Genomic DNA, 25,644 nt, shown 5'->3' with positions numbered 1-25,644 from the left:
AGAGTTTCCCTAGATAGCGAACCTCAAATCTATTTATCCTTCACCCTCAGCAGCCTTAACCCATTCAATGTAACAATTAATGTTGCACCCATATCTGCAAATATCGCAATCCACAGTGTAAGCCAGCCTGGTACAACCAGCAGCAAAGCCAATAGTTTAATACCTAAGGAAAATATAATATTTTGTTTAATAATGGTTAATGTTCTTCTGCTCAACTTAACTGCAAAAGGCAGTTTTTCAAGATCATCCGCCATTAATGCAATGTCAGCTGTTTCCAAAGCCGTATCTGTTCCAGCACCGCCCATTGCAATACCAACTGTAGAGGCTGCTAAAGCGGGAGCATCATTGACACCATCCCCAACCATAGCCACTCGGCCATATTCGCTTCGCAGACCTTTAATAAACGTTAATTTATCCTGCGGCAGCAAATCTGCCTTTAGATCCGAAACACCTGCCTGTTGGCCGATTGCATTTGCAGTGCCAGCATTATCTCCTGTCAGCATAATGGTCTTTTGAATTCCTAATGAATGTAACTTTTGAATAACCTCTTTACTATTTGTTCTTAATTCATCAGCAACAGCAATCAGCCCTAAAACTTTAGAAGATGTTCCGGCAGCCATGACCGTTTTGCCCTGCTCTTGAAGCTGCGAGATCGTTTCCTTCTGCTCATTTGATAATCCATTTTCTAATATTTCTTCAAATAGACTTGGACTGCCGACATAATAGGTTATGCCATGTATTGAGCCTGTAACTCCTTTTCCTGTTATTGATAAGAATTTTTCAATCGATATACTTTTGTATTTTAAATCTTCTTCATCAGCTTTTTTTATAATGGCAGAAGCCAGCGGATGCTGTGAACCATTTTCCAAAGCTGCAACAATAGTCAGCAGTTCATCAGAATCAATATCTGTATTTGGAAGGTAATCCGTTACCACAGGAACTCCTTTTGTTAAGGTCCCTGTTTTATCGAAGGCAATTGCTTTAATTCCTCCCATTTCTTCAAGATGAATGCCGCCTTTGATCAGAACACCATTACGTGCTGCATTCCCAATTGCCGTTACAATGGATACGGGTGTGGAAATAACAAGGGCACATGGACAGCCGACTACTAAAACAGCTAATCCCTGGTAAATCCATTTCTCCCAATCTCCATCGAAGAATAAAGGAGGTACAACAGCTGCGGCAAGTGCAACCAGCATGATGATTGGGGTATAGTACCTGGCAAAGCGATCTACAAATGCCTGTGATGGTGCCCGTTCTGCCTGAGCTTCTTCAACTAATTGTATGATCTTTGCAATGGTTGTATCATCCACAAGTTTTGTAACTCTTACCTCTAGCAGGCCCTCTTCATTTAACGTTCCTGCGAAAACTTCATCTTCAATTGATTTTGAAACAGGTACTGATTCACCCGTAATAGCTGCTTGATTGACTGTTGATACTCCTTTTAAAACGATTCCGTCCATTGCTATTTTTTGCCCAGGTTTAACGATCATAATATCGTCAACTTGAATATCATCTACATTAATAAAGCGTTCTTCATTTCCTCTTCTGATTAAAGCTTCTTTAGGAGCAATGTCCATCAATGATCGTATTGATTGGCGTGCTTTATCCATGGAGTATGTTTCAAGGGCTTCACTGATCGCAAACAAGATAACAACTGTTGCACCCTCACCCCATTCACCAATAACAGCAGCACCAATAACTGCAATGGTCATTAAAGTTTTCATATCAAACTCTAAACGGAATAAATTCATAACTCCTGTTTTAAAGAGCCGATAACCGCCCACTAAAATAGAACTGGCATATGCCAGTATAGAAACCATGCTATTTTCACCTGATATTTCTGCAGCCAACCAGCCTATTAACAGGAATATAAGCGATGCAATGACTGTCCCATGTTTTTGGAAAAATGGAATCTTTTTCTCTTCAACTTTTTGCTTTTCAGGATACAGTTTTAAGTTTTCAAAGGCTCCTGCTTTTTCGAGTTCTTCAATCGTTGTCTCACCATAAACAGTAAGCTTAGATGCACCAAAATTAACATTTGCATTAGAAACACCATCCAGGTGTTTGACGTTCTTTTCGAACTTTGTCGCACAGCCTGCTCAGGTGAAGCCTTGAACGCGGTAAACACTTTTCTGCAATTCGGAGTTATTCATGAAGCTTTCCCTCCTGCTGATGTGCAAAGGCTATTTGAATCAATTGTCTGACATGCTCGTCATCCAAGGAATAATACACGAGTTTACCTCGTTTCTGATACTTTGCCAGACCAAGATTTTTAAGATGACGTAAATGGTGAGACGCAGTAGCCATTGTGCTGCCAACAATATTAGCAACATCACATACACATAGTTCATCTTCTTCACATAATGCAAAAGCGATTCTAATCCTTGTGTCATCAGAGAGAGCTTTAAATATTTGTGCCACTGACATTGTATCCTTCTGCTGGATAGAATTTTTCACTCGATTTACTTTTACCTCATCCACACAGCTCACTTCGCAAATATCATCGTGTTTCAAAATATCCCCTCCTCATTCAAACATTCATTTGATTATTAGTATATGCAAGATTATTCTAATGGTCAAATGATTGTTTGAATAATTGATAGATCTTTTAAGATCTAGTCTAATACACAAAAAGTACTTCCTCTAAAAGGAAGCGGGATGATGATTTAAACAGGTTATTCGCCGTAAAAAAAATATATTCGCCGTTAAATTCATATTTTCGCCAAGATCACCTATTTATTCGCCAAACTCAACAAATGGATTAAAAAAAGACGAACCACGAAGGTTCGTCTTTTATCTGCAGGATTATCCAATAGAACCTTCCATCTCAAACTTGATAAGACGGTTCATTTCTACTGCATATTCCATTGGAAGTTCTTTTGTAAATGGTTCAATGAAGCCCATTACGATCATTTCTGTTGCTTCTTCTTCAGAGATTCCGCGGCTCATTAGGTAGAACAGCTGCTCTTCAGATACTTTAGAAACTTTCGCTTCGTGCTCAAGTGAGATGTTATCATTTAAGATTTCGTTATATGGAATGGTATCAGATGTTGATTGATTATCCATGATTAACGTATCACACTCAATGTTTGCACGTGCTCCATCTGCTTTGCGTCCAAATTGAACGATTCCGCGGTATGTTACTTTTCCGCCTTGTTTAGAGATGGATTTCGAAACGATTGTTGAAGACGTGTTTGGTGCAAGGTGAATCATTTTTGCACCTGCGTCCTGGTGCTGACCTTTACCTGCTAATGCAATGGAAAGAGTCATTCCGCGCGCGCCTTCTCCTTTTAAAATAACAGCTGGGTATTTCATTGTTAATTTAGAACCGATATTTCCATCGATCCATTCCATTGTTGCGTTTGCGTCACAAACTGCACGCTTAGTAACAAGGTTATAAACATTGTTTGCCCAGTTTTGGATTGTTGTATAACGGCAATATGCATCCTTTTTAATGATGATTTCTACAACCGCACTATGAAGTGAGTTTGTTGTATAAACAGGAGCTGTACAGCCTTCTACATAGTGCACATGTGCGCCTTCATCAACGATGATCAGCGTACGTTCGAATTGCCCCATGTTCTCAGAGTTAATACGGAAGTATGCTTGCAGTGGTGTTTCAACTTTGATCCCTTTTGGAACATAGATGAAAGAACCGCCTGACCATACAGCAGAGTTTAAGGCCGCAAACTTATTATCTGTTGGCGGAATAACCTTTGCCCAGTGCTCTTTGAAGATCTCTTCGTTTTCACGAAGTGCAGAGTCTGTATCTTTAAATACGATCCCCATTGCTTCAAGATCTTCCTGCATGTTATGGTAAACAACCTCTGATTCGTATTGAGCAGATACACCTGCTAAATACTTCTGCTCTGCTTCAGGAATTCCAAGCTTATCAAATGTTTGCTTGATTTCATCTGGAACTTCATCCCAAGAACGCTCAGTCTTTTCAGAAGGTTTTACATAATAAGTGATTTCATCAAAATTTAATGACGCTAAATCTCCGCCCCATTGCGGCATTGGCATGTTGTAGAAGTGCTCTAATGATTTTAAGCGGAAGTCCAGCATCCATTGAGGCTCTTCCTTCATTTTTGAAATTTCTTCAACAATCTCTTTTGTTAAACCGCGTTTTGATCGGAAAATGGAAACGTCTTTATCGGCAAATCCGTACTTGTAATCGCCAATGTCAGGCATCTTTTTTGCCATCGTCGTATTCCTCCATTCTTTGCCTCAGGAATCATCCTTTGGCTATATTTTATCCCAAAATTGTTTTATGGTTATGATTCATTAATACCCTTTTCCATTGCCTTCCATGGCAAGGTAGCACATTTAATTCGGGCAGGGAATTTAGAAACTCCTTGCAGTGCTTCAATATCACCAAGATCAATCTCATCGTCATAATCCTTGCCTTGCATCATATCAGAAAAGATCTTCGATAACTTAACCGCATCTTCAAAGGTTTTTCCCTTTATAGCCTGAGTCATCATAGAAGCAGAGGACATTGAAATGGAGCAGCCTTCACCGTCAAACTTTGCGTCTGCTACGATGCCGTCTTCCACTTTCATTGTCAATTGAATTCTGTCTCCGCAAGTTGGGTTATTCATATGAATGGTTAAACTGTCATCTTCTAAAATCCCTTTATTGCGCGGGTTTTTATAATGATCCATAATGACTTGACGGTAAAGGGTATCTAAGTTATTAAAAGACATCGCTAAAATACTCCTTTGTTTTGACAAGCCCTTGAACGAGCCGATCAATATCTTCCTCTGAATTATACAGATAGAAGCTTGCCCGGGCAGTTGATGATACCTTCAGCCATTTCATAAGCGGCTGTGCACAATGATGTCCGGCTCTGACAGCAATTCCATCAGCATCCAGTACCGTTGCCACATCGTGAGGATGAACTTCATCAATGTTAAAGGTAACAACACCTGCTTTTTTCGAAGCATCTTTTGGTCCAAAGATGGTCATGCCTTCTATAGCAGACATCTGCTCCATCGCATACGCAGCAAGCTTATGCTCATGCGCCTCGATGTTGTCACGTCCAATTTCCTCTAAAAAGTCGATCGCTGCTCCCAGACCAATTGCACCTGCAATGATAGGAGTTCCGCCTTCAAACTTCCAAGGAAGCTCTTTCCAAGTTGATTCCTGTAAACCAACAAAGTCAATCATCTCACCGCCAAATTCAATTGGCTCCATGTTTTCCAAAAGCTGCTTCTTCCCGTATAAAATACCGATACCTGTTGGCCCGCACATTTTGTGGCCTGACATGGCGAAAAAGTCGCAGTCCAGATCTTGGACATCAACCTTCATATGCGGTGCACTTTGCGCCCCATCTACAACCATTACAGCTCCATGCTGATGAGCAATCTGTGCAATTTCTTTAATCGGGTTAATGACACCAAGAACATTGGATACATGCATAATTGATACAATCTTTGTCTGGTCTGTAACTGTATTCTTCACATCTTCAAGAGAAATCGTTCCATCTTCTTGAAGCGGCAGATATTTTAGTATTGCTCCTGTTGCTTTTGCAACCTGCTGCCACGGAATGATATTACTGTGATGCTCCATATAGGAGATGACAATTTCATCACCCTCCTGCAGATTTGCACGGGCATAGCTTGCAGCTACTGTATTCAGAGAAGTAGTAGTTCCTCGGGTAAAGATCACTTCTTCAGTTGATTTTGCATTGATGAACTTACGGACTTTTTCACGTGCACCTTCATAGCCATCAGTCGCCTTTGTCCCTAGGGTATGAACACCTCTATGAACATTGGAGTTATATTGTCGATAATAGCTGTCAATCGCTTCAATAACCTGAATCGGCTTTTGTGACGTTGCCGCACTGTCCAAATAGACTAACGGACTGCCGTTAACCTCCTGATGCAGGATCGGAAACATTTGGCGAATGTCCATTATATTCATTATTTTACTTTCCTTTCAATTACCTCTGTTAATTGCGCTTTAACTCCTTCAATTGGAAGGGCATTAACAACAGGTGCCAAGAAGCCATGGATTACAAGTCGCTCTGCTTCTGTCTGTGAAATACCGCGGCTCATTAAATAATAAAGCTGAAGCGGATCCACACGGCCAACTGATGCAGCATGACCAGCTGTAACATCATCTTCATCAATAAGCAGGATCGGGTTTGCATCCCCGCGTGCTTTTTCACTCAGCATAAGAACTCTGGATTCCTGTTCTGCATTTGACTTAGATGCACCATGCTCAATTTTTCCGATGCCATTAAAGATGGAAGTTGCAGAATCTTTCATAACTCCATGCTTTAAGATATAGCCTTCGGAATTTTTCCCAAAGTGAACAATACTTGTAGTAAAGTTTTGTGTTTGTTCACCGCGTCCAACGACTACTGACTTCGTATCACCAAACGAACCGTCACCGATCAGGTTCGTGATATTTTCAGAAATAGTATTCCCGTCATTCATTAATCCTAGCGCCCATTCAATACGTGCATCTCTGCCCGCTTTTCCGCGGCGATTAACATAAACGGTTGTGCCTTTAGCAAGTGTATCCACTGCTCCATATTGAACCTTTGCATTTGCGCCAGCAATTACCTCTGTCACAATATTAAAGATTCCATCTGCTTCAGCAACAGTCGATACGTAGTTTTCAACATACGTAACTGAGCTATTGTCATCGGCTACGATTAAAACATGGTTGAACAAGTTTGCTTCCTTGTCATCATGAATATAAACAGCTTGGATTGGCTCAGTGATCTCAACATTTTTCGGAATATATAAGAACGCTCCGCCGTTTAGCAATGCTGCGTGTAAAGCAGTCAGCTTATGCTCGTTCACTTTCACTGCATCTGTCATAAAGTACTTCTGCAGCAGGTCGCCATGCTTTCTTGCAGCTGTAAAGATATCTGTAAAAATAACACCTTTTTCCTGCATCTCTTTCGTTACTGAAAGATATGTCGGTCTGTTATTACGCTGAATATAAAGGCTTTGTTCTTGTGCCTCTAAATTAATCAAGCTTCTAACATCCTCAGGCAGCTCGTTTAAAGAGGTATAATCTTCACTTGCTACAAGATGTTTTGTAAATTGCGTAAAATTCCATTTATCTATTTTTGTTTTATCAGGCTTGGGCATTGGCAGGTTTTCCGCATCAGCAAGAGCTGTAGTACGAAGTTCAGTCAGCCAAGCCGGTTCGCCCATATCTTTTGAAAAGGAGCTTACATACTCCTTGTCAAATGGTAATTTGATTTCAGTTGACATAGTGATCCTCCTAACTGTTACGCTTCTTGCCCAACTGTTTCGTCTTCGATGCCAAGTTCCTTTTTAATCCAGTCATATCCTTCTGCCTCTAAACGCTGTGCCAGCTCAGGGCCACCGGATTTTACAATGCGGCCTTGCATCATTACGTGTACATGGTCAGGCGTAATGTAGTTAAGAAGACGCTGATAGTGAGTAATAATTAAGCAGCCAAACTCTTCGCCGCGCATTTCATTGATTCCTTTTGAAACAACTTTTAATGCATCGATATCTAATCCAGAATCAATTTCATCAAGGATTGCAATTTTTGGTTCAAGCATCATTAATTGAAGGATTTCGTTACGTTTTTTCTCTCCGCCAGAGAATCCTTCATTTAGGTAACGCTGTGCCATGTCAACGTCCATTTCTAAAAATTCCATTTTGCTATCCATTTGACGGATAAACTTCATTAATGAAATTTCATTGCCTTCACCGCGGCGGCTGTTCATTGCAGAACGCAAGAAGTCAGCATTTGTTACACCGCTAATCTCGCTTGGATATTGCATAGCAAGGAATAGACCTGCTTGAGCACGCTCATCTACTTCCATTTCTAACACATCTTCACCATCCATTACGATGCTGCCAGATGTAACTTCATATTTCGGGTGACCCATAATCGCAGAGGATAATGTTGATTTCCCTGTTCCGTTTGGTCCCATGATTGCGTGAATCTCTCCGCCTTTAACTTCAAGATTAACACCTTTTAATATCTCTTTGCCTTCAATTTCAACATGAAGGTCTTTAATTGTTAAAGTTGATGCTGCCATAATAATACCTCCGTCAATTATGAAAGATTTGTATAAATCGGCTTTGCCGCAAACCTCTTAGTTTAATTCTCATTTTATTCTCATTACAATCTTATAACAAATGAAAAGTGATATCAACTCTTTCAGAACATTCGTCTATGGAATAAGAGAATATGTCTAATTATAGAGTTTTTTTCCGTCTTTTTAAACTTTTTAGTATATGTATGCTCTAAAGTTATTCTCTCCTTTCTGAAAGGCTCAAATTCAGTGCAGAATCCTATTTAACTATTTTCTGCGACTAACTTGGATTGTATGTGAAAATAGCCTGAAATAAAGATCGTGAAAGACTTAATTTTATTTCCTTTATGATCACTGCAAAAGAAAAAACCAGCTCAATACAGATGAGCCGGTTTCTTCCTATATATATAACATTAAGAATGTACTTTTCTTTCTAAATCGGCAACCATACGCTGGCTTTCTACATATTCCTTTTGCCGCTTTTCTTCAACTTCCATTCGCACATCATGCTTTCGGCTGTAAACCTCATATCCGACTCCATGGGCTCCACGCATGGCCTTTTCCATTTCACTCGTATAATTTAGGTTTAGCTGGTTAATAACGAACCATTCCTTTCAAATTTCCGCTGTGCGGATTATTTACTATAAAATCGTATCATTGACTGTATACCCGACACAATAACGGTAAAACCTGATATTTCTTAATATAGAATGATGGTTCCGACTAAGGAAGCATTACATGACTCAGCCTTAGTAATGCTGGGAAATCGTCATGATCTTAGCAATGTTCGAAATTAGCCTTCCTTTTATCTAAAAGGAACTTGTTCCCTTACCGATAGGCTGAATTATCGAGGAAATTAGAGAAGATTTATAATTAGAATTATTTTATTTCATTGTTATATGTGAAATTTCAAGTCAGTTGCTGATAATGTTCCACTTTTCTAGTTGGATATTTTAAAAAGAGGATATCGGAGTCGCGATTAAGCTGTGCTATCTAACCCAAATAGTGGATTTTACACTCATCATTAACCTGGTGATCCGTCGTTAATTTAAAATATCCGCAAAACTCCAATTCATGACACAATCGGCTTAGCACATTTTTAATTGAGATAGGGGGAGGCGATTAACCTCCATTTATCCCTCTCACACCACCGTACGTACGGTTCCGTATACGGCGGTTCCGATTAAGTCGAACGCTGTAAGTCATATCTAGCAGAAATACTTTTTAACCCAAGGGAAAGCCAGTAGGCTTTCCCTAATGTTTTATGAAGAATTGGACTTTTGGATATCCTCCAATAAGCCTTTCTTGTATTTCCCCATTCATATGCTTTCCCTTTCGAAACACCTAGTTTAATAAGTTTCTTGACCTTCGTTTGGGGAAGTTTCCATTCCTTCCATCGAATCATTCTTAACCTTCGATTAAGCCATCCTTCGAGTTTTGCGATTACTGAACGGGTATCTGCTAAATGATAATAATTAACCCATCCCACTAGATATTGGTTAAGGTTATGAATCCTATCTTCCATGGCAATTGACCTTCGTCTGCTTGTAAGCTTTCTTATTTTATCTTTAAACCGTTTAACTGATTGGGGAGATATTCTCACCTTCGGTTTTAGATTACTTGTAAAACTGAACCCAAGAAATTTCCTTTTCCAAGGGCGGTCTACAGCACTTTTATCCTTGTTAACCTTCAGTTTAAGATTCCTCTCGATAAAATGGGTCATTGCCTTCATAACTCTTTCTCCAGCTCTTTTAGATTTCACATAGATATTACAATCATCGGCGTAGCGGACAAAGCGATGTCCTCTGCGCTCCAGTTCTTTATCCAGTTCATCCAACACAATATTCGAAAGTAAAGGGCTTAAAGGTCCACCTTGCGGTGTCCCCTCAAGGTTAGGACTGACAAGTCCGCCTTCCATAACACCAGAGGTTAAGAACCGTCTTATTAGTTTGAGGAGAGTACTATCCTTTATCCTCATGGCTAATTTACTCATTAATCTATCGTGGTTAACCTTGTCAAAGAACTTTTCAAGGTCAATGTCGACTACCCATCGATAACCCTCTTCTATATAGCTTTGGGCTAATTTAACAGCCTGGTGCGCTCGCCTGTTAGGGCGAAAGCCGAAGCTACATTCAGAGAAACTAGGGTCATACATTCTGGTAAGCACTTGGGTGATTGCTTGTTGAATGAAACGGTCTGTCACGGTTGGGATTCCCAGTTTCCTCTTCCCTTTGCCGTCTGGTTTCGGGATTTCGACTCGACGGACGGGGGATGGGATATAGGTTCCCTCGAAGAGGGATTTTCGCAGTTCGCTCCAGTTGAGCATAATATGTCCACGAAGAGCAGTGACGGGCATTTCGTCCACTCCATGTTTTCCCTTATTCTTTTCTACTCTTTTAATCGCATTAAGTAGGTTTTCCCGTGACATGATTCGTTCCATTAACATTGATATAACCTCCCGCGTAAATAGGTGTTCTGTTTGTGTCCTTTTCATTCTCCACCCTGTTTAATGACCCCCGCGGATTCACCGTTTCTTTCATTAAACAGGTACTATGTTTTCTGTTTCATCGAATGGAAAGATACGCCTAGTTCCTATTTTCCATAACCGGTTCAGCCCTTCCTTATCCTCTTAAGCGAATAAGTACTATGGCTTCTGCTGACGCCTGTCGTTCAACTTATCCTCACGGATAGGCTTACCGCATGAGTACGGCATATCGACAGGTTCTCCCCGGGTAAGAGTACAGACTTTCCTTCCATGTCTCCGCCTCATTTACTATGTGACACCTTTGGCAGTATGGACTTTGTCTTGTATTGCAGACTCACCCAATGTCATCTAGCCTCATATGAGATTCGTGTTCCTCAGAGCGGAAGTTTGCCGCCGACTTCCTTCAGATAGGAGGGTCACCCCGCATATCCTTGTCTTAAGCTACGGCTACTACTGCCTTCGCCGTTCGGGACTCGCACCCTAGAGCCTGCACCCATGCCGGGCACACAATAAAAAACTCCTGCATTGAACAGGAGTTTTCAATTTATTTATTCAGTTACTGGTACTACTGCACCCTTGTACTCTTCAAGAATAAAGTCTTGAATTTCCTTAGAACGAAGTACTTCTACAAGAGTCTTGATTGCTTCGCTGTCCTTATCTTCACTGCGAACAGTTATGATATTTGCATATGGTGATTCTTCACCTTCAATTGCAATAGAATCATTAATTGGATCCAAACCTGCGTCAATAGCATAGTTGGAGTTAATCACTACCGCATCACCTTCACCGTTGTTATAGATTTGCGGAAGTAATGATGGTTCATAATCTGTGTCCAACTTTATGTTTTTGCTGTTTTCTACGATATCTTCAATTTGTGCATTTGTTTTATCGATGCCTTCTTTTAACTTAATGACACCTTCTTTTTCTAATAAAGAAAGAATACGTCCATGCTCAGCAACAGAGTTACTCATAATAATTGTTGCACCATCAGGAAGTTCATCTAAGCTTTTATATTCTTGAGAATAAATACCCATAGGTTCAATGTGAATAGCGCCAGCATTCACGAAGTCATATCCATTTTCTTCGATTTGCAAATCCAAGTAAGGGATATGCTGGAAGTAGTTTGCGTCAATCTCTCCAGATTCTAATGTTTTGTTAGGCATAATGTAATCTTGGAATGGTGTAATATCAAGTTCAATTCCTTTTTCTTCTAATAACGGTTTAGCTTCTTCTAGGATCTCCGCATGAGGTACATTAGAAGCACCTACTTTAAGTGTTGTAGTTTCAGCTTCGTCTCCGCCACCTGCGTTTTCGCCTTCACTGCCTTCATCCGAAGTACCACAAGCAGAAATTACAAATGCTACTGTTAATGCTGCTAAAAATGTTAACCATTTTTTCATCTTTTTTCTCTCCTATCGTTTGTCTAATTTAGATGTTATAAAATCACCAATAAATTGGATAATAAACACAATAATTAAAATGATAATCGTTGCAACTAATGTAACATCAGGACGAGTACGCTGAAAGCCTTCCAAATACGCAAGATTACCTAGACCGCCCGCACCGATTACACCCGCCATCGCCGTGTAACCTACTAAAGCAATTGCGGTTACGGTAATACCTGAAACAAGTGCTGGCATTGATTCTGGAAGCAAAACCTTCCAAATAATCGTACTCGTTTTTGCCCCCATTGACTTAGCCGCTTCAATTACACCTTTATCTATTTCCCTCAAGCCTATTTCAACCATTCTGGCATAGAATGGTGCTGCTCCAATAATAAGCGCCGGCAACGCTGCATTTTGACCAATCATTGTACCTACTAAAAACGTAGTAAATGGAATTAGCAGTACAATTAAGATAATGAACGGAATAGACCTAAAGATATTCACGAACGCACTAATGACTTTATTCACAGGAGCATTCGCCCATATATTCCCTTTAGATGTTAAGAAGAGAAGCAAGCCTAGAATAGCTCCTAAAATAAACGTCGCCACAACTGAAATAGCTGTCATATATAATGTTTCAGTCGTAGCTTCCCACATTGATTCCCAATTGACATTTGGCAGTATAGAACTAAGCATTAGAAATCACCTCCACTCCAACATTTTGGGAATGGATATAGTCGATTGCCTTAGCAATTTCCGCCTGTTCCCCATCAAGATGAATAAATAATGTTCCATAAGAACCATTTTGGGTTTGGGATATTTTCCCCTGCAAAATATTAACTGTAACAGAATAATTGCGAATTAAATTCGTTATAAGCGGCTGTTCTGCTGCTTCTCCGACAAAGCCAAGCTGAATTACCTGCCCTTGTGGATATAAGTCGAGCAAATGCTGAACAGTCTCCTTTGTTTCTTCCGGTTCTGTCACTTGCTGAACAAATCGTTTTGTAATAGAAGCCTGTGGATTTTTAAACACTTCCAAAACTGGTCCTTCTTCAACAATCTGTCCATTCTCCATCACGGCTACACGATGGCATATTTTCCGGATCACATGCATTTCATGTGTGATCAGCACAATGGTTAAGCCAAGTCGTTCATTAATATCGACAAGCAGTTCAAGAATTGAGTCTGTTGTCTGTGGATCTAAAGCTGAGGTAGCTTCATCGCATAGAAGCACTTTTGGATTATTTGCCAATGCTCTGGCGATCCCCACTCTTTGTTTTTGTCCTCCGCTCAGCTGAGATGGATAAGCATCCTCTCTTCCTTCTAAACCAACAAGCCGGATGAGCTCATCAACTCTTTTCAACCTTTCCTGCTTTGAAACTCCCGCAATTTCAAGCGGAAATGCAATATTTTCTCTTACGGTTCTTGACCAAAGCAGATTAAAATGCTGAAATATCATGCTAATCTCTTGTCTTGCCTTTCTTAAGTTATTCCCTTTTATGCGGGAAACCTCATTGCCAGCAACAACCACACTGCCCTCAGTCGGAATTTCAAGACCGTTTAGCATTCGTATTAATGTACTTTTACCTGCACCGCTGTAGCCAATCACTCCAAAAATTTCGCCCTCTTTGATTTCAAGGTTCACTTGGTCAACCGCGTTGACCTTCCCTTTTTTCGTTGCAAATATTTTCTTTGCATTTTTTATAGAAATCATATGTTGTTTCACCCTCTCATTCCTGACATTGCCTATACAATAGTTTTTGATTGGACGATGCCTTTCATTCTCCTCAATTTCAGAAAACACATTAAAATATCTTTTAACCAGTCTAATTTTCCAATTCTTGAAAACTAGCAAAAAATAAAAATGCCTTTCTGTTATGAGCAGAAAGGCATTAAAAAAAGTCCTTTCTCTCATCTATCAAAGCCATAAGCTTTGAGTGAATTGGCACCATTTCATTTTCATGACGGTTGCCGGGCTTCATAGGGCACTTCCCTCCACCTCTCTTGATAAGAGCTAAACATCTATATTCAATTCGTTTACATTCGTTTATAAATTACGAATGCTATCGTATCACGGTCATGATAAGGGTGTCAACTAAAAAAGTGAATTCCAAAATATTCTATATCTACACTGATAAGACTTTGTTTAAGCTTTAGCGGCAAGTGTTGTGATTCCTGTTGCCGCCTCAATTGCCTGCTCTAGATCCTCAATTAAATCTTCTGCATTTTCAATTCCGACAGATATACGGATTAAATCTTCAGCCACTCCCGCAATTTTTAAAGCCTCTTCATCCAGCTGCTGATGGGTTGTGCTTGCAGGGTGTATAATTAGACTCTTCGCATCGCCTACATTGGCAACGTGTGCCCAAAGATTAAGGTTATTGATTAAAGCAGCACCAGCTTCTCTTCCGCCTTTAATGCCAAAAACAACAACAGACCCTGCACCTTTTGGCAGATATTTATCTGCTAAAGCTTTGTCTGGATGTTCTTCATCTCCAGGGTATAACAGCCAACTTATAGCAGGATGGCTTTTGAGATAGCTGATAATTTTCTTTGTATTTGCCACATGTTCCTTCATTCGCACGTGTAAAGTTTCAATTCCTAAAGTGAATTGGAATGCATTTTGCGGACTTAAAGCTGGACCCAGATCACGCAAAAGCTGAACACGTGCCTTTGTGATATATGCAGCCTCACCAAGCGCCTCACTGTAAACTAAGTTATGATAGCTTGGATCGGGTTCAGTAAAGCCTGGGAATTTCGGTGAATTCCAGTCAAACTTGCCGCCATCTACTATAATCCCTCCCATCGTTGTTCCATTGCCGAGAAGCCATTTGGTGGCAGAGTGGATCACAATATCTGCACCGTATTCAATTGGCCTGCACAGATAAGGAGTAGGGAAAGTATTATCAATAATTAACGGTATGCCATTTTCATGAGCAATAGTCGCTACTGCTTCAATATCCAGCACTTTTAAGCTGGGGTTACCAATTGTTTCTGCAAATACCGCTTTCGTTTTATTCGTAATTGCCTCTCTAAAAGCTTCCGGATCTTGCGGATCAACAAACTTTACATTTATCCCATACTTAGGCAATGTGACTGCGAACAAATTATAGGTGCCTCCGTATAAGTTAGATGCGGCGACAATTTCGTCTCCGGCACCAGCAATATTTAGTATTGATAAAGTAATTGCAGCCTGACCACTTGAAACAGCCAGTGCGCCGATGCCACCTTCAAGCAGTGCCACTCTTTCTTCGAACACACTTACAGTCGGATTATGTATCCGTGTATAAATATAACCTGGTTCCTTTAGTCCAAAAAGGTTTGCAGCATGTTCAGTATTTTTGAATTGATAAGCATTATTTTGATAAATTGGAACTGCCCGAGCACCGGTTACTGGATCCGGTTCTAATCCTCCGTGAATACCCAATGTTTCGAAACGATAATTTTTTTTCCTTTCAGTCATGTCGATCTCTCCTTTTAATTGGTTTTCGTTTGAGTATCATCATGCTGCATTCGCTCCATACGATAATTCGTAACAGCGAAAGACCCTCTTCAAGAAGAAGAGGGTCTGGAATTCACAACTCTTCTTATCTTTCAGAGCATCTGCTCTGCTGGATTTAGCACCGTGTAATTAACCGGTTGCCGGGTTTCGTAGGGCCAGTCCCTCCACCTCTCTTGATAAGAATATTAAATTTTCATATTTGTTTGAAATTTTAACATATAGGATATACCCAGTCAACAAGAAACCATTAATTTTTTCCAAGATATAAAATTGTTTCTAATAAAAGAATACTGCGAAAAGGGCCTTTTATTTGGATTGGCTGTTCTTTCATCAGTTGGCGCAGCTTTATTTTTTGCTGAAAAAGATGAGTCAGAGTTGTTTTAGGGCCATAAATCTCCATCTCACATTCCATTTGAGAAGTAACATCAGCCCTCCCGTCTTCAATCCGTAAATATAGGTGTTCAGCCTCGCTATGAAAATGCACCGTCAGCCTGCGATTCTGCAATACTTGAAAGACATGCTGTTTTTGCCCTAATTCTTGAATAAAGGATTTAGCCAGCTGTTCCATTGGAGTACACCTCAAAATTCTTAGTCTATATAAGCTTTATTCCGTGGAACTGCATCTTTATCCTGCATATTTTATTCAACAAATTAACCAAAAAAAAGACAATGACCGCTGCTATTACGGTATTGTCTGGGATTATTTCCTGAGAAATATGTCAGTTGAGAGCAGGCTACGCTGTCATTTGTGCGATTTTTTTAGGATTAAAGCGTTTAAAGACAATGAGGAAATAAAGTGAACCTATTAAATACAGGATCGCCGTAATCGTGAAAACAGTAGCGTATCCCCAATAAGAACCATACATCATCACAATACCCGTTGAAACAGGTCCCATAACTGCCCAGCCTAAATTAAAGACCATCTGGTTCACAGAGCTGGCAAATCCTTTCATAGAATCGTCAACTTTTGACATCATCAGTGACATTTGTATAGGATTTCCCGCATTCATTAAAGCCTGCCGGAAAAGAAAGCCGATTGCTGCAAGCCAAAGCTGTTCTGTATAAGCGGTTAAGAGTAAAAATGGCAGTGATGATAGCTGTAAAATAACGACCGCTTTCACTTCACCAAATCTTTGTACTACTTTAGGTCCGATAATCATGGCTACTGCAGTCATTGCCTGCCCAAGTGAGATAATCATCCCGACTGCTGAGTTTGAAGCGGCAAAACGATCTGAAAAATATAGATTTAAGTAAGGTATAACTAATCCTGCGCCGACACCAATAATTAATTGTGCGACTGCAAATAGAACGACAATCTTTAAACTATCTTTTCTTGCCGACAAGGCAGCCTTTACGGAATCAGACTTAGATTTATCAATAGAATTCGTTACCTTGCGGCTTTCTTGGAACTTTATAATCGGGAAGATTCCAATTAGGAAGATAATACCTCCCAGCATCAGTGTAACTCTTATGCCGTTCAGTTGTGACATAAACAATGAGAAGAAATCAGTTAATAATCCGCCGCTGAGGTTGCCAATGACATTTGCCCCAGTCATAATGGCAAAGTGAATGCTGAATAAGTGCACCCTTTGTTCTGCTCGAGAGTTTTCAGCGAGCCAAGGAATACTTGAGACTTGTAAAAAAGCAGATGTTAGCCCAGTTGCAAAAGCAGCCGATAATAACATTGCCGGCCCTTCAGCCAGGCTGCGGATCATCAAGACGGCTCCGGTTGCGATTGCACCATAAAGCATAATGTTTTTTCTGCCAAACCGATCGCTTAATAAGCCTGCTGGAATAAGGATGATTGCCGTTGCCAGAGATGTCAATGAAATCACTTGCCCATTCATCCCATCCGAATAGCCTAATTCACGAATATAAAAGTTGTAAATAACCATAAAAATACCTAAACCAATTTGTGTAAAAATATTGGCTAGAAAGGCACGCCGGATATTTTGATTATATCCTTTAATTTGGTGAACCCACTCTTTATAGAACATGCTCTTATCGCCTCAAGACTTCTTTAGAAATTTTGTTAATATTTCGCATCCCTAAATATAATATTCTTAATAAAGGCAATTGTAAATATATTTCGATGACAAAACGATACATTTACTAAAAAACAACATTCGCTTCAAACTGTTTTTATGATTGTGAAGATATTCTGCCTAACTGGCAGCATTCTTTTTGCATTGCTAAAATGCACTCTTAACAGCATGCCTAATTAAACCAACAACCTTATACTAAGAAACATTGAAAACAAAGAAAAGGCTAGGAATTAGCTCCCAGCCTTTCTCTTATACACCAGACATTTTTTCCAATAAATAAGGAACTGAATGAAAGGCATATATTTTTTCAGTAACTTCACCATTATGAACGATCAACAGACATGGAACACTTTCGACATTCCACTTCTCTGCAAGTGTCGGCATATAGTTTAGATCTGCCTTCCTTATTGCGGATTCTGTTAATAACTCATTTACCACAGTAAGCATCTTGCCGGCCATTTGACATGTGCCGCACATAGGTGTGTACAAATAAATAAATCCTGAAAAATCATTCTTCAACGCACTTTCAATTTCTTGCTGTGACCATTCAAGCATAATACTCAACCTCTATCTAAATACTCTGTGTAAACATCAATATTAGCACCTAAAAGAACTGTCGCCAAGTGATGCACTGGTGCTGTGGCAACCTCTCTGTACATTTTATCAATATACAGATGAGCCGCCTCTGGCATCTCCCGCTTAAACTGTTTTCTAAGTTTTTCACCCGCGTCATCGGCATCTACCAATATATATACATCCTTATCAAATAACTCATCAATCAATTCATCCAGCTTTGTGACGCTTATGGTGCCATTGGTGCAGATAATCTCAACGGGTTCTCGAATAATGTCCTTCACTTTCCTTTTGTCAGAAGTGCCTTCCACAATAATAACCTTTTCAGAATTGTAATCAAACATATTCATCACCTTGGAGTAGTAGGATTATATTGCCGCCCTAATTTGTATATTTTATGTACTATATTCACTATTCTATACAAATGTGTAATTTTCCTTTTAGAAGGTACGGAGAAACTTTGGTTGTGTTCAAAGGTTTCCTATTAGAACCATATAATAAAAGCCAGCCCTTTAAAAAGGCTGGCTTCACATATATTAGTCTTCTTTTACCATTTCATCATATTGCTCAGAATCCATAAGGCTGTCAACTTCACTAGCATCTGACAACTCTACTACTACCATCCAAGCATTTTCATATGGAGATTCGTTTACGAATTCTGGATTGTCGCTTAATTCTTCGTTAACTTCGACAACTTTACCGCTTACTGGTGCATATAGTTCTGAAACTGTTTTTACAGATTCCACACTGCCGAAAGGTTCGTTGACTTTTAATTCATCGCCAACTTCTGGAAGCTCAACAAATACGATGTCACCAAGCTCAGATTGTGCAAAGTCTGTTATTCCAATACGGACTTTCTCTCCCTCTGTTTTAACCCATTCATGCTCTTTTGAATATCGTAATTCTTTTGGTGCACTCATTTACTATCCCTCCATTTATATGTGTATCTATGATCTAAAGAAAAGTGCAAGCGCCTCGCTCAGCCCCGACAAGCTTAAGGCGAGATGACATAAAGGTCGTTCTTTGACCTTTAGGGCAGATCGACTTAAGACCTCGAGGGGCTAGGCGCTGGAACTAGACACTTAGAAAAGTGTAAGCGCCTTGCTCAGCCCCGACAAGCTTAAGGCGAGCCAGACAGAAGGTCGTTCTTTGACCTTTTGGCTGGATTGACTTAAGACCTAGAGGGGCTAGGCGCTGGAACTAGACACTCAGGAAAGTGTAAGCGCCTTGCTCAGCCCCGACAAGCTTAAGGCGAGATGACATAAAGGTCGTTCTTTGACCTTTAGGGCAGATCGACTTAAGACCTCGAGGGGCTAGGCGCTGAAACTAGACACTCAGAAAAGTGTAAGCGCCTTGCTCAGCTGCTAGACACTATTCAAAATTGATCTCGTTCTGAAATTAAGCCAGTATAAGCTTTTATAGCTCTCTCGTTACGTAAATCTTCGGTTAAGCGAGCCACGTTTTTGCATACTCATCTTCTTTAAAACCAACCGTCACCTTTGAACCGTCGGTTAGAATTGGCCTTTTTATGAGCATTCCGTCTGAAGCCAAGATATCTAAAAGCTCATCCTCAGATGCGGTTTTTACTTTATCCTTTAAGCCAAGTTCACGGTATTTCATTCCGCTTGTATTAAAGAATTTTTTTAGCTCTAATCCGCTTTTTTTATAAAGCTCTGCAAGCTCATCGCGAGAAGGCGGATTGTCGGCAATATGTATTGCTTCGTAAGAAATTTGATGCTTATCAAGCCATTTTTTCGCATTACGGCATGTACCGCATTTAGGGTACCAATAAAATGTATGCGCCATAGTTTTCACCATCCAATCTTAACATATCCTTGCTAGTGTTAAAACTATTATCTTCAAAAGAATAGTATCATATATGGCCTATTTTTCATAACAAATTTGGTATCTGACTAAGTAACAGCCGGTGTATTCCTACAGCAGAATTTAATTGATTATATACCTACAAACTGGGAAATACAGCGGAATAGATTGGTTGTATGTGAGTGTTCTACAAAAAGTACTTCATATAAAAAGCTCCCTCCGTATTGAAGGGAGCAATCTTCTTAAAGTACGTAGCGTTCAGCATCGATGATTTTTTCAGATGCTTCGCGTTTCTTAGCGATCACGTTAATAGGCGTATGACGAGTAAATTTTCGCAATGCTGACAGCATCATGCGCAGGCCATCACCTGTTTCAACTGCTACAAGTGTCTCTTTTGCAATTTGCTCTATTTCATTAAACGCTTCCTGACAGAAAATTTGCGTATAAAGGAGTTTTTGGTTGTTTTTCTCTGCCCCTGTTGCCGCAATGGCTTTTTCGGTGCGCAGAACAGCTGATTCCATTGCATAAGCATTCGATACGATATCAGCAACATTTACTAGAATCTCTTGCTCTTTTTCTAATGCTTTGCCATATTTCTGTGCTGCTAAGCCAGCTGCCAAAAGGCCAATTTTCTTTGCATTTTTCACGAGATATTTTTCCTGTGCAAGAGGTTCGTCACCTGGTTCTTCTGGCATCAGCATCATTAATTCTTCTTGAAGCGCCTGTGCTTTCTCGAATAATGGCAACTCGCCTTTGAAGGCTTTACGCAAATAAGTGCCAGGAACTAACAAGCGGTTAATCTCATTTGTTCCTTCGAAGATGCGGTTGATTCTTGAATCACGATAAATTCTTTCAATTTCATATTCTGCCATAAATCCATAGCCGCCATGAAGCTGAACACCTTCATCAGCTACATAATCGAGTACTTCAGTTGCGAAAAACTTATTTAAAGAGCATTCAATTGCATATTCAGCAATCGATTTCGCCACTTCTTTGCCATCCTTTACTTCTTCTTCTGACAATCTGCTCATGCGGTCTTCAAACAAACCTACTGTTCGATAAACAGAGCTTTCTGCTGCATACAATTTGGAAGCCATTGTGCCAAGCTTCTCTTTTGTTAAGTTAAATTGGGAAATAGGCGTTTTAAACTGCTGGCGCTGGTTTGTATATTCTACCGTAACCTCAAATGCCCGCTTAGATGCTCCAACTGCTCCTACACCTAATTTATAACGGCCAATATTTAAAATATTGAATGCAATAATATGACCTTTTCCATATTCACCGAGCAGGTTTTCTTTCGGTACAAGCGCATCCTCCAGGATTAATGTTCGTGTCGATGAGCTCTTAATCCCCATTTTCTTTTCCTCTGGTCCAACAGATACACCTTCATATTCTCTCTCGACTATAAAGGCAGAAAAGTGCTCTCCATCAATTTTGGCATATACAACAAACACATCTGCAAAACCAGCGTTTGTGATCCACTGTTTTTCACCATTTAACACATAATGAGTGCCTGCTTCGTTCAGTTTAGCCGTTGTTCTTGCTCCCAATGCGTCTGATCCAGAGCCTGGCTCCGTTAAAGCATAGGCAGCAAGCTTTTCTCCAGTTGCGAGTGGAGGAAGATATTTTTGTTTTTGCTCTTCATTTCCAAATAGCACGATTGGCAATGAGCCAATTCCAACATGTGCTCCGTGAGAAATGGAGAATCCTCCGGCACGGGACATCTTTTCAGCAATTAAAGCAGAGCTGATTTTATCAAGGCCTAGGCCGCCGTATTCTTCAGGCACATCAGCTCCTAGCAGGCCAAGTTCTCCCGCTTGTTTTAATAGTTTGACAGAGCGATCGAATTCATGATTTTCAAGATGCTCGACCTCTGGAAGCACCTCATTGATCACGTACTCCTCTGTGGTTTTGGCAATCATAATTTGTTCGTCTGTATAGTCCTCTGGTGTAAACACATTTTCATATGAGACATCTTCAATTAAAAAGCTTCCGCCTTTAATTGCTTTTTCGGTTTGGTTTGACATTGTTATCCTCCGTTCAGCTTCTGTTTTTTAAAAATATATTAAACAAAAAATGTATATATACTGCTAAATCATTTGTCCTTAAATTAATTCAAACACGCCCGCTGCGCCCATTCCTCCGCCAATACACATGGTGACAACACCAAATTGCTGATTACGCCGTTTCATCTCATGTATTAAGGAGAGTGTTAGTTTGGTTCCTGTGCAGCCTAGCGGATGGCCAAGCGCAATGGCGCCTCCATTGACGTTAACCTTCTCCTCATCCAATCCAAGCTCACGAATGATCTGAATTGACTGTGAAGCAAATGCCTCGTTCAGTTCAAACAGGCCGATATCACTTAATTCTAATCCAGCGAGCTTTAAAGCTTTTGGAATCGCTACAATTGGACCTATCCCCATAACTTCTGGAGGAACCCCGCCAACCGCAAAGCTTTTAAATTTTACCATTGGCGCCAACCCTAGTCCCTCTGCCTTTTCCCGGTCCATAACCATCACAGCTGCCGCTCCATCACTTGTTTGAGACGAGTTTCCGGCTGTAACTGTTCCTTTCACCGAAAAGGCTGGCCGAAGTTTTGCCAGAGTTGAAACCGTAGACTCAGCTCGAACACCCTCATCTTCAGTAAATTGAAACTGCTTTTCTATTAACTTATGATCATCGCCAACAGTCCGGCGAGTGACACCTACTGGAACAATCTCGTCATTAAATTTCCCCTCTTGAAGGGCTTTTGCTGCTCTTTGGTGACTGCGGACAGCAAAGGCATCCTGGTCTTCCCGGGAAATACCGTATTTATTCGCTACTTCTTCTGCTGTATGTCCCATGCTCATATAATATTCAGGTGCATTTTCTGCCAATTTCACATTTGGGCGAACCACATGTCCCATCATCGGCACTAAGCTCATCGATTCAGCACCGCCTGCAATAATAGCATCTGCATTTCCAAGCATAATTTTTTCGGCTGCATATGCAATTGATTGGAGCCCTGATGAACAATAACGATTAATCGTAATAGCTGGAACCGTATGCGGCAATCCCGCTAATGCTCCTATATTTCTTGCCATATTCATTCCTTGTTCTGCTTCCGGCATCGCACAGCCAAGGATCAGGTCGTCAATGTTTCCTTCGTAATTGCCGGCACGTTTAAGTGTTTCTTTTACAACCAGTGCACCGAGATCATCCGGTCTTACGGCAGCAAGGCTTCCTTTTTTCGCCTTTCCAACCGGTGTCCTTGCACCAGCGACAATAACAGCTTCTCTCATGCTATTCCCTCACTTTCGTCTGTTTTGAATCTATGAAACTCCTCATTAATTACGAAGCGGTTTGCCTTTTAAAAGCATATGCTGCATGCGCTGCTGAGATTTTGGTTCAGCTACAAGGCTTAAAAAAGCTTCTCGTTCTAAATCCAGCAAGTATTGCTCATCAACCTCTGTTCCGTATGGCACCTTGCCGCCAGCAAGTACAAAAGCCAGCTTTTTGGCAATCTTCAAATCATGCTCTGAAATATATCCTGAACGAACCATTGATTGAGCACCTAAAAGGAGAGTGGCGTAGCCTGTTTCTCCTACGACTGGGACTTTTCGGCGAACTGGAGCTGTATATCCTTTGGCATGAAGGGAAATGACAGCCTGTTTGGCATCATAAAGCAAATGATCTCCATTTACACTGATGCCGTCAGCACTATTTAAGAAGTTATTTTCTCTAGCTTCCTCACCAGAGGTAGAAACTTTAGCCATGGCAATCGTCTCGAACACTCGATTGGCAACCTGCTGAAGATCAAAGTCTACTCCTTTAGGCATGCTGCTTAAGTGTTTTATATAAAGCTCTTTATTGCCCCCTCCTCCAGGGATCAGGCCTACACCCGCTTCAACAAGTCCCATGTAAGTCTCACTAGAAGCCTGAATATGTGCAGCAGGCAGACAAACCTCTGCTCCTCCTCCTAATGTCATCGCAAACGGAGCTGCAACGACTGGTTTTGAACTATATTTAATTTTCATCATGGCATTTTGAAAGTGTCTTACAACCATATCCAATTCGTAAATATTGTCATCTTGTGCTTCCATTAAAATCATGCCGAGATTAGCACCAACACAGAAATTCATTCCTTGGTTGCCGATTACAAGTCCTTTGTAATTCTTTTCAACCTCATCTACAGCAAAGTTGATCATCTGCAGAATATCAAGTCCAATGGCATTGCTTTGCGAATGGAATTCCAGCAAGGCAACTCCATCTCCAAGATCAATCAGGCTGGCACCAGTATTCTTTTTAATAACGCCATTTTTCTTTTTCAAGCGTTTTAAGCTGATAACCTTTTCGTTCTCTTCCATAGGTTTATATTCGCCATGATGATAAAAGTAAAGATCTCCATCTTCCTCTTTATAGAAGGAAGTAAATCCTTTTGCGAGCATGTCCGTTACCCAAGCTGGAACGTCTATGTTTGAATCTTTCATTTTCTGTACAGCTTTCTCAACTCCAAGGGCATCCCATGCTTCAAACGGACCTAACTCCCAGCCAAATCCCCATTTCATGGCAGAATCAATTGCTTGTATGTCATCAGCAATCTCACCATACAATTGGGCAGAATATGAGAAAACGGGGCTTAATATATTCCAGAGAAGCTGACCGGCACGATCATCTGCGTATACAAGCGCTTTCATTTTATTCGCTGTTCCTTTTTGCTGCTTGCTCATTTCGACTGCTTCAGTTTTTAATTTTTGACGCGGGATGTATTCCAATGTTTCAGGGTTCAATTCGAGTATGTCTTTTCCTTGTTTCACATAAAAACCTTGACCAGACTTACTTCCGTACCAGCCGTTGTCCAGCATTTTTTGTATAAAACCTGGTATTTCAAATACTTTTTTCTCCGCACCTTCTACTTGATCGTATACATTTTTGGCAACATGAGCGAATGTATCTAAACCGACGACATCAAGTGTTCTGAACGTGGCACTTTTGGGCCTGCCAATGAGCGGACCTGTGACAGAGTCCACTTCCCCTACGCTATACCCGCCTTCTAACATCTGCTGAACCGTTACAAGCAAACCGTACGTACCAATACGATTGGCAATAAAGTTAGGCGTATCTTTCGCTTCAACTACCCCTTTTCCTAATACATCCTCGCCAAATTTCTTCATAAAGGATAGAACTTCTAAATCTGTTTCAGACGTCGGTATCACTTCAAGAAGCTTTAAATAACGTGGAGGATTGAAAAAATGTGTACCAAGAAAATGCTTTCTAAAATCTTCTGAACGTCCCTCTGCCATTTTCTCAACAGAAATACCAGAAGTATTGGAGCTTATAATGCTGCCTTGTTTTCGATGTGTGTCGACTAAATCAAAAACTTGCTTTTTAATGGCCAAATTTTCTACAACTACCTCAATAATCCAATCAACTTCTTTTAAGCGTTCCATATCGTCTTCAAAGTTACCTGCTTCAATCAAAGCGATATTGGCTTTAGAGGTAAAAGGTGCAGGTTTTTGTTTCAACAGCTTTTGTCTTCCTGTTTCACTAATACGGTTGCGGACTACACGGTCTTCTAGCTTCAGCCCTTTAGCACTCTCTTCTTCTGTTAATTCTTTTGGTGCAATATCAAGTAATAAAGTCGGAATCCCGATATTTGCAAGATGAGCTGCAATACCAGATCCCATTACTCCTGAGCCAAGTACAGCTGCTTTTTTAATGTGCTGAATCAACTTTACGTCCCCCTTGCTTTTTTGAATGAACAATCATTCATTTTTACTCTAAAAAAAAGATCACTGAATGTGTCCTGTTAA

The 25,644-nt window shown here is 40.4% G+C and carries 22 protein-coding genes and 2 riboswitches; all 22 genes read right to left on the bottom strand.

The annotated features are described in order from the left end of the window. Window positions 1-29: 29 nt before the first annotated feature. Complete coding sequence (locus A6754_RS04815; RefSeq protein WP_156495698.1) at window positions 30-2,156, bottom strand: heavy metal translocating P-type ATPase; 2,127 nt, start codon at window positions 2,154-2,156, stop codon at window positions 30-32. After that, window positions 2,149-2,517 carry an ArsR/SmtB family transcription factor gene (locus tag A6754_RS04810; RefSeq protein ID WP_066442769.1) on the bottom strand — a complete coding sequence of 123 codons (369 nt, stop codon included), beginning with the start codon at window positions 2,515-2,517 and terminating at the stop codon, window positions 2,149-2,151. Before A6754_RS04810 ends, A6754_RS04815 begins: the two co-directional genes overlap by 8 nt. 291 nt (window positions 2,518-2,808) lie before the next feature. Next, entirely contained in the window at window positions 2,809-4,206 is a 1,398-nt protein-coding gene (sufB, locus tag A6754_RS04805) for a Fe-S cluster assembly protein SufB (RefSeq protein WP_066442768.1), read from the bottom strand. A 71-nt stretch (window positions 4,207-4,277) separates the two neighbouring features. Then, entirely contained in the window at window positions 4,278-4,709 is a 432-nt protein-coding gene (gene sufU, locus A6754_RS04800) for a Fe-S cluster assembly sulfur transfer protein SufU (protein ID WP_066442767.1), read from the bottom strand. Further along, a complete protein-coding gene (locus A6754_RS04795; protein WP_066442766.1) occupies window positions 4,699-5,928 on the bottom strand; it encodes a cysteine desulfurase in 1,230 nt (409 codons plus the stop codon). The genes sufU and A6754_RS04795 overlap by 11 nt, the downstream gene beginning before the upstream one ends. Continuing rightward, window positions 5,928-7,238, bottom strand: coding sequence for a Fe-S cluster assembly protein SufD (sufD, locus tag A6754_RS04790; protein ID WP_066442765.1), 1,311 nt, complete (start codon window positions 7,236-7,238; stop codon window positions 5,928-5,930). Before sufD ends, A6754_RS04795 begins: the two co-directional genes overlap by 1 nt. Before the next feature lie 17 nt (window positions 7,239-7,255). Then, window positions 7,256-8,041: a Fe-S cluster assembly ATPase SufC gene (gene sufC / locus A6754_RS04785; protein WP_066442764.1), complete on the bottom strand. Its 786-nt coding sequence runs from the start codon at window positions 8,039-8,041 to the stop codon at window positions 7,256-7,258. A 410-nt stretch (window positions 8,042-8,451) separates the two neighbouring features. Next, window positions 8,452-8,592 carry a YuzK family famiily protein gene (locus A6754_RS22895; protein ID WP_180320177.1) on the bottom strand — a complete coding sequence of 47 codons (141 nt, stop codon included), beginning with the start codon at window positions 8,590-8,592 and terminating at the stop codon, window positions 8,452-8,454. 629 nt (window positions 8,593-9,221) lie between these two features. Next, window positions 9,222-10,484, bottom strand: coding sequence for a group II intron reverse transcriptase/maturase (gene ltrA, locus A6754_RS04780; RefSeq protein WP_066441994.1), 1,263 nt, complete (start codon window positions 10,482-10,484; stop codon window positions 9,222-9,224). 587 nt (window positions 10,485-11,071) lie between these two features. Further along, on the bottom strand, window positions 11,072-11,923 hold the full coding sequence (locus tag A6754_RS04775) for a MetQ/NlpA family ABC transporter substrate-binding protein (protein WP_066442763.1): 852 nt from the start codon (window positions 11,921-11,923) through the stop codon (window positions 11,072-11,074). A 12-nt stretch (window positions 11,924-11,935) separates the two neighbouring features. Next, complete coding sequence (locus tag A6754_RS04770; RefSeq protein WP_066442762.1) at window positions 11,936-12,604, bottom strand: methionine ABC transporter permease; 669 nt, start codon at window positions 12,602-12,604, stop codon at window positions 11,936-11,938. Next, complete coding sequence (locus tag A6754_RS04765; protein WP_066451373.1) at window positions 12,597-13,622, bottom strand: methionine ABC transporter ATP-binding protein; 1,026 nt, start codon at window positions 13,620-13,622, stop codon at window positions 12,597-12,599. The genes A6754_RS04770 and A6754_RS04765 overlap by 8 nt, the downstream gene beginning before the upstream one ends. 194 nt (window positions 13,623-13,816) lie before the next feature. After that, window positions 13,817-13,922, bottom strand: a riboswitch (SAM riboswitch). A 132-nt stretch (window positions 13,923-14,054) separates the two neighbouring features. Continuing rightward, window positions 14,055-15,371 (bottom strand): O-acetylhomoserine aminocarboxypropyltransferase/cysteine synthase family protein, encoded by a 1,317-nt coding sequence (locus tag A6754_RS04760; RefSeq protein ID WP_066442761.1) that lies wholly within the window; start codon window positions 15,369-15,371, stop codon window positions 14,055-14,057. 121 nt (window positions 15,372-15,492) lie between these two features. Continuing rightward, window positions 15,493-15,593, bottom strand: a riboswitch (SAM riboswitch). 64 nt (window positions 15,594-15,657) lie between these two features. Further along, a complete protein-coding gene (locus tag A6754_RS04755) occupies window positions 15,658-15,978 on the bottom strand; it encodes an SCP2 sterol-binding domain-containing protein (RefSeq protein ID WP_066442760.1) in 321 nt (106 codons plus the stop codon). Window positions 15,979-16,144: 166 nt separating this feature from the next. Continuing rightward, complete coding sequence (locus A6754_RS04750; RefSeq protein WP_066442759.1) at window positions 16,145-17,407, bottom strand: MFS transporter; 1,263 nt, start codon at window positions 17,405-17,407, stop codon at window positions 16,145-16,147. Between the two features lie 297 nt (window positions 17,408-17,704). Beyond that, window positions 17,705-18,010, bottom strand: coding sequence for a thioredoxin family protein (locus A6754_RS04745; RefSeq protein WP_066442758.1), 306 nt, complete (start codon window positions 18,008-18,010; stop codon window positions 17,705-17,707). A 5-nt stretch (window positions 18,011-18,015) separates the two neighbouring features. Beyond that, window positions 18,016-18,372, bottom strand: coding sequence for a toprim domain-containing protein (locus A6754_RS04740; RefSeq protein WP_151574259.1), 357 nt, complete (start codon window positions 18,370-18,372; stop codon window positions 18,016-18,018). A 192-nt stretch (window positions 18,373-18,564) separates the two neighbouring features. Next, the gene (gene gcvH / locus A6754_RS04735) at window positions 18,565-18,948 is read right to left on the bottom strand and encodes a glycine cleavage system protein GcvH (RefSeq protein ID WP_066442756.1); all 384 of its coding nucleotides are present in this window, start codon (window positions 18,946-18,948) and stop codon (window positions 18,565-18,567) included. Window positions 18,949-19,474: 526 nt separating this feature from the next. Beyond that, window positions 19,475-19,834 carry an arsenate reductase family protein gene (locus A6754_RS04730; RefSeq protein WP_066442755.1) on the bottom strand — a complete coding sequence of 120 codons (360 nt, stop codon included), beginning with the start codon at window positions 19,832-19,834 and terminating at the stop codon, window positions 19,475-19,477. Between the two features lie 260 nt (window positions 19,835-20,094). Next, on the bottom strand, window positions 20,095-21,879 hold the full coding sequence (locus tag A6754_RS04725) for an acyl-CoA dehydrogenase FadE (protein WP_066442754.1): 1,785 nt from the start codon (window positions 21,877-21,879) through the stop codon (window positions 20,095-20,097). A gap of 78 nt (window positions 21,880-21,957) precedes the next feature. Continuing rightward, window positions 21,958-23,133, bottom strand: coding sequence for an acetyl-CoA C-acetyltransferase (locus tag A6754_RS04720; RefSeq protein WP_066442753.1), 1,176 nt, complete (start codon window positions 23,131-23,133; stop codon window positions 21,958-21,960). Window positions 23,134-23,178: 45 nt separating this feature from the next. Then, window positions 23,179-25,560: a 3-hydroxyacyl-CoA dehydrogenase/enoyl-CoA hydratase family protein gene (locus A6754_RS04715; RefSeq protein WP_180320272.1), complete on the bottom strand. Its 2,382-nt coding sequence runs from the start codon at window positions 25,558-25,560 to the stop codon at window positions 23,179-23,181. Window positions 25,561-25,644 lie beyond the last annotated feature (84 nt).

The sequence above is a fragment of the Cytobacillus gottheilii genome, from assembly GCF_001636345.1.
In the GTDB taxonomy this organism is placed as follows: Bacteria; Bacillota; Bacilli; order Bacillales; family Cytobacillaceae; genus Cytobacillus; species Cytobacillus gottheilii.
The sequence above is the reverse complement of the archived record's forward strand: the minus strand, read 5'-3'. Positions and strand labels throughout refer to the sequence as shown.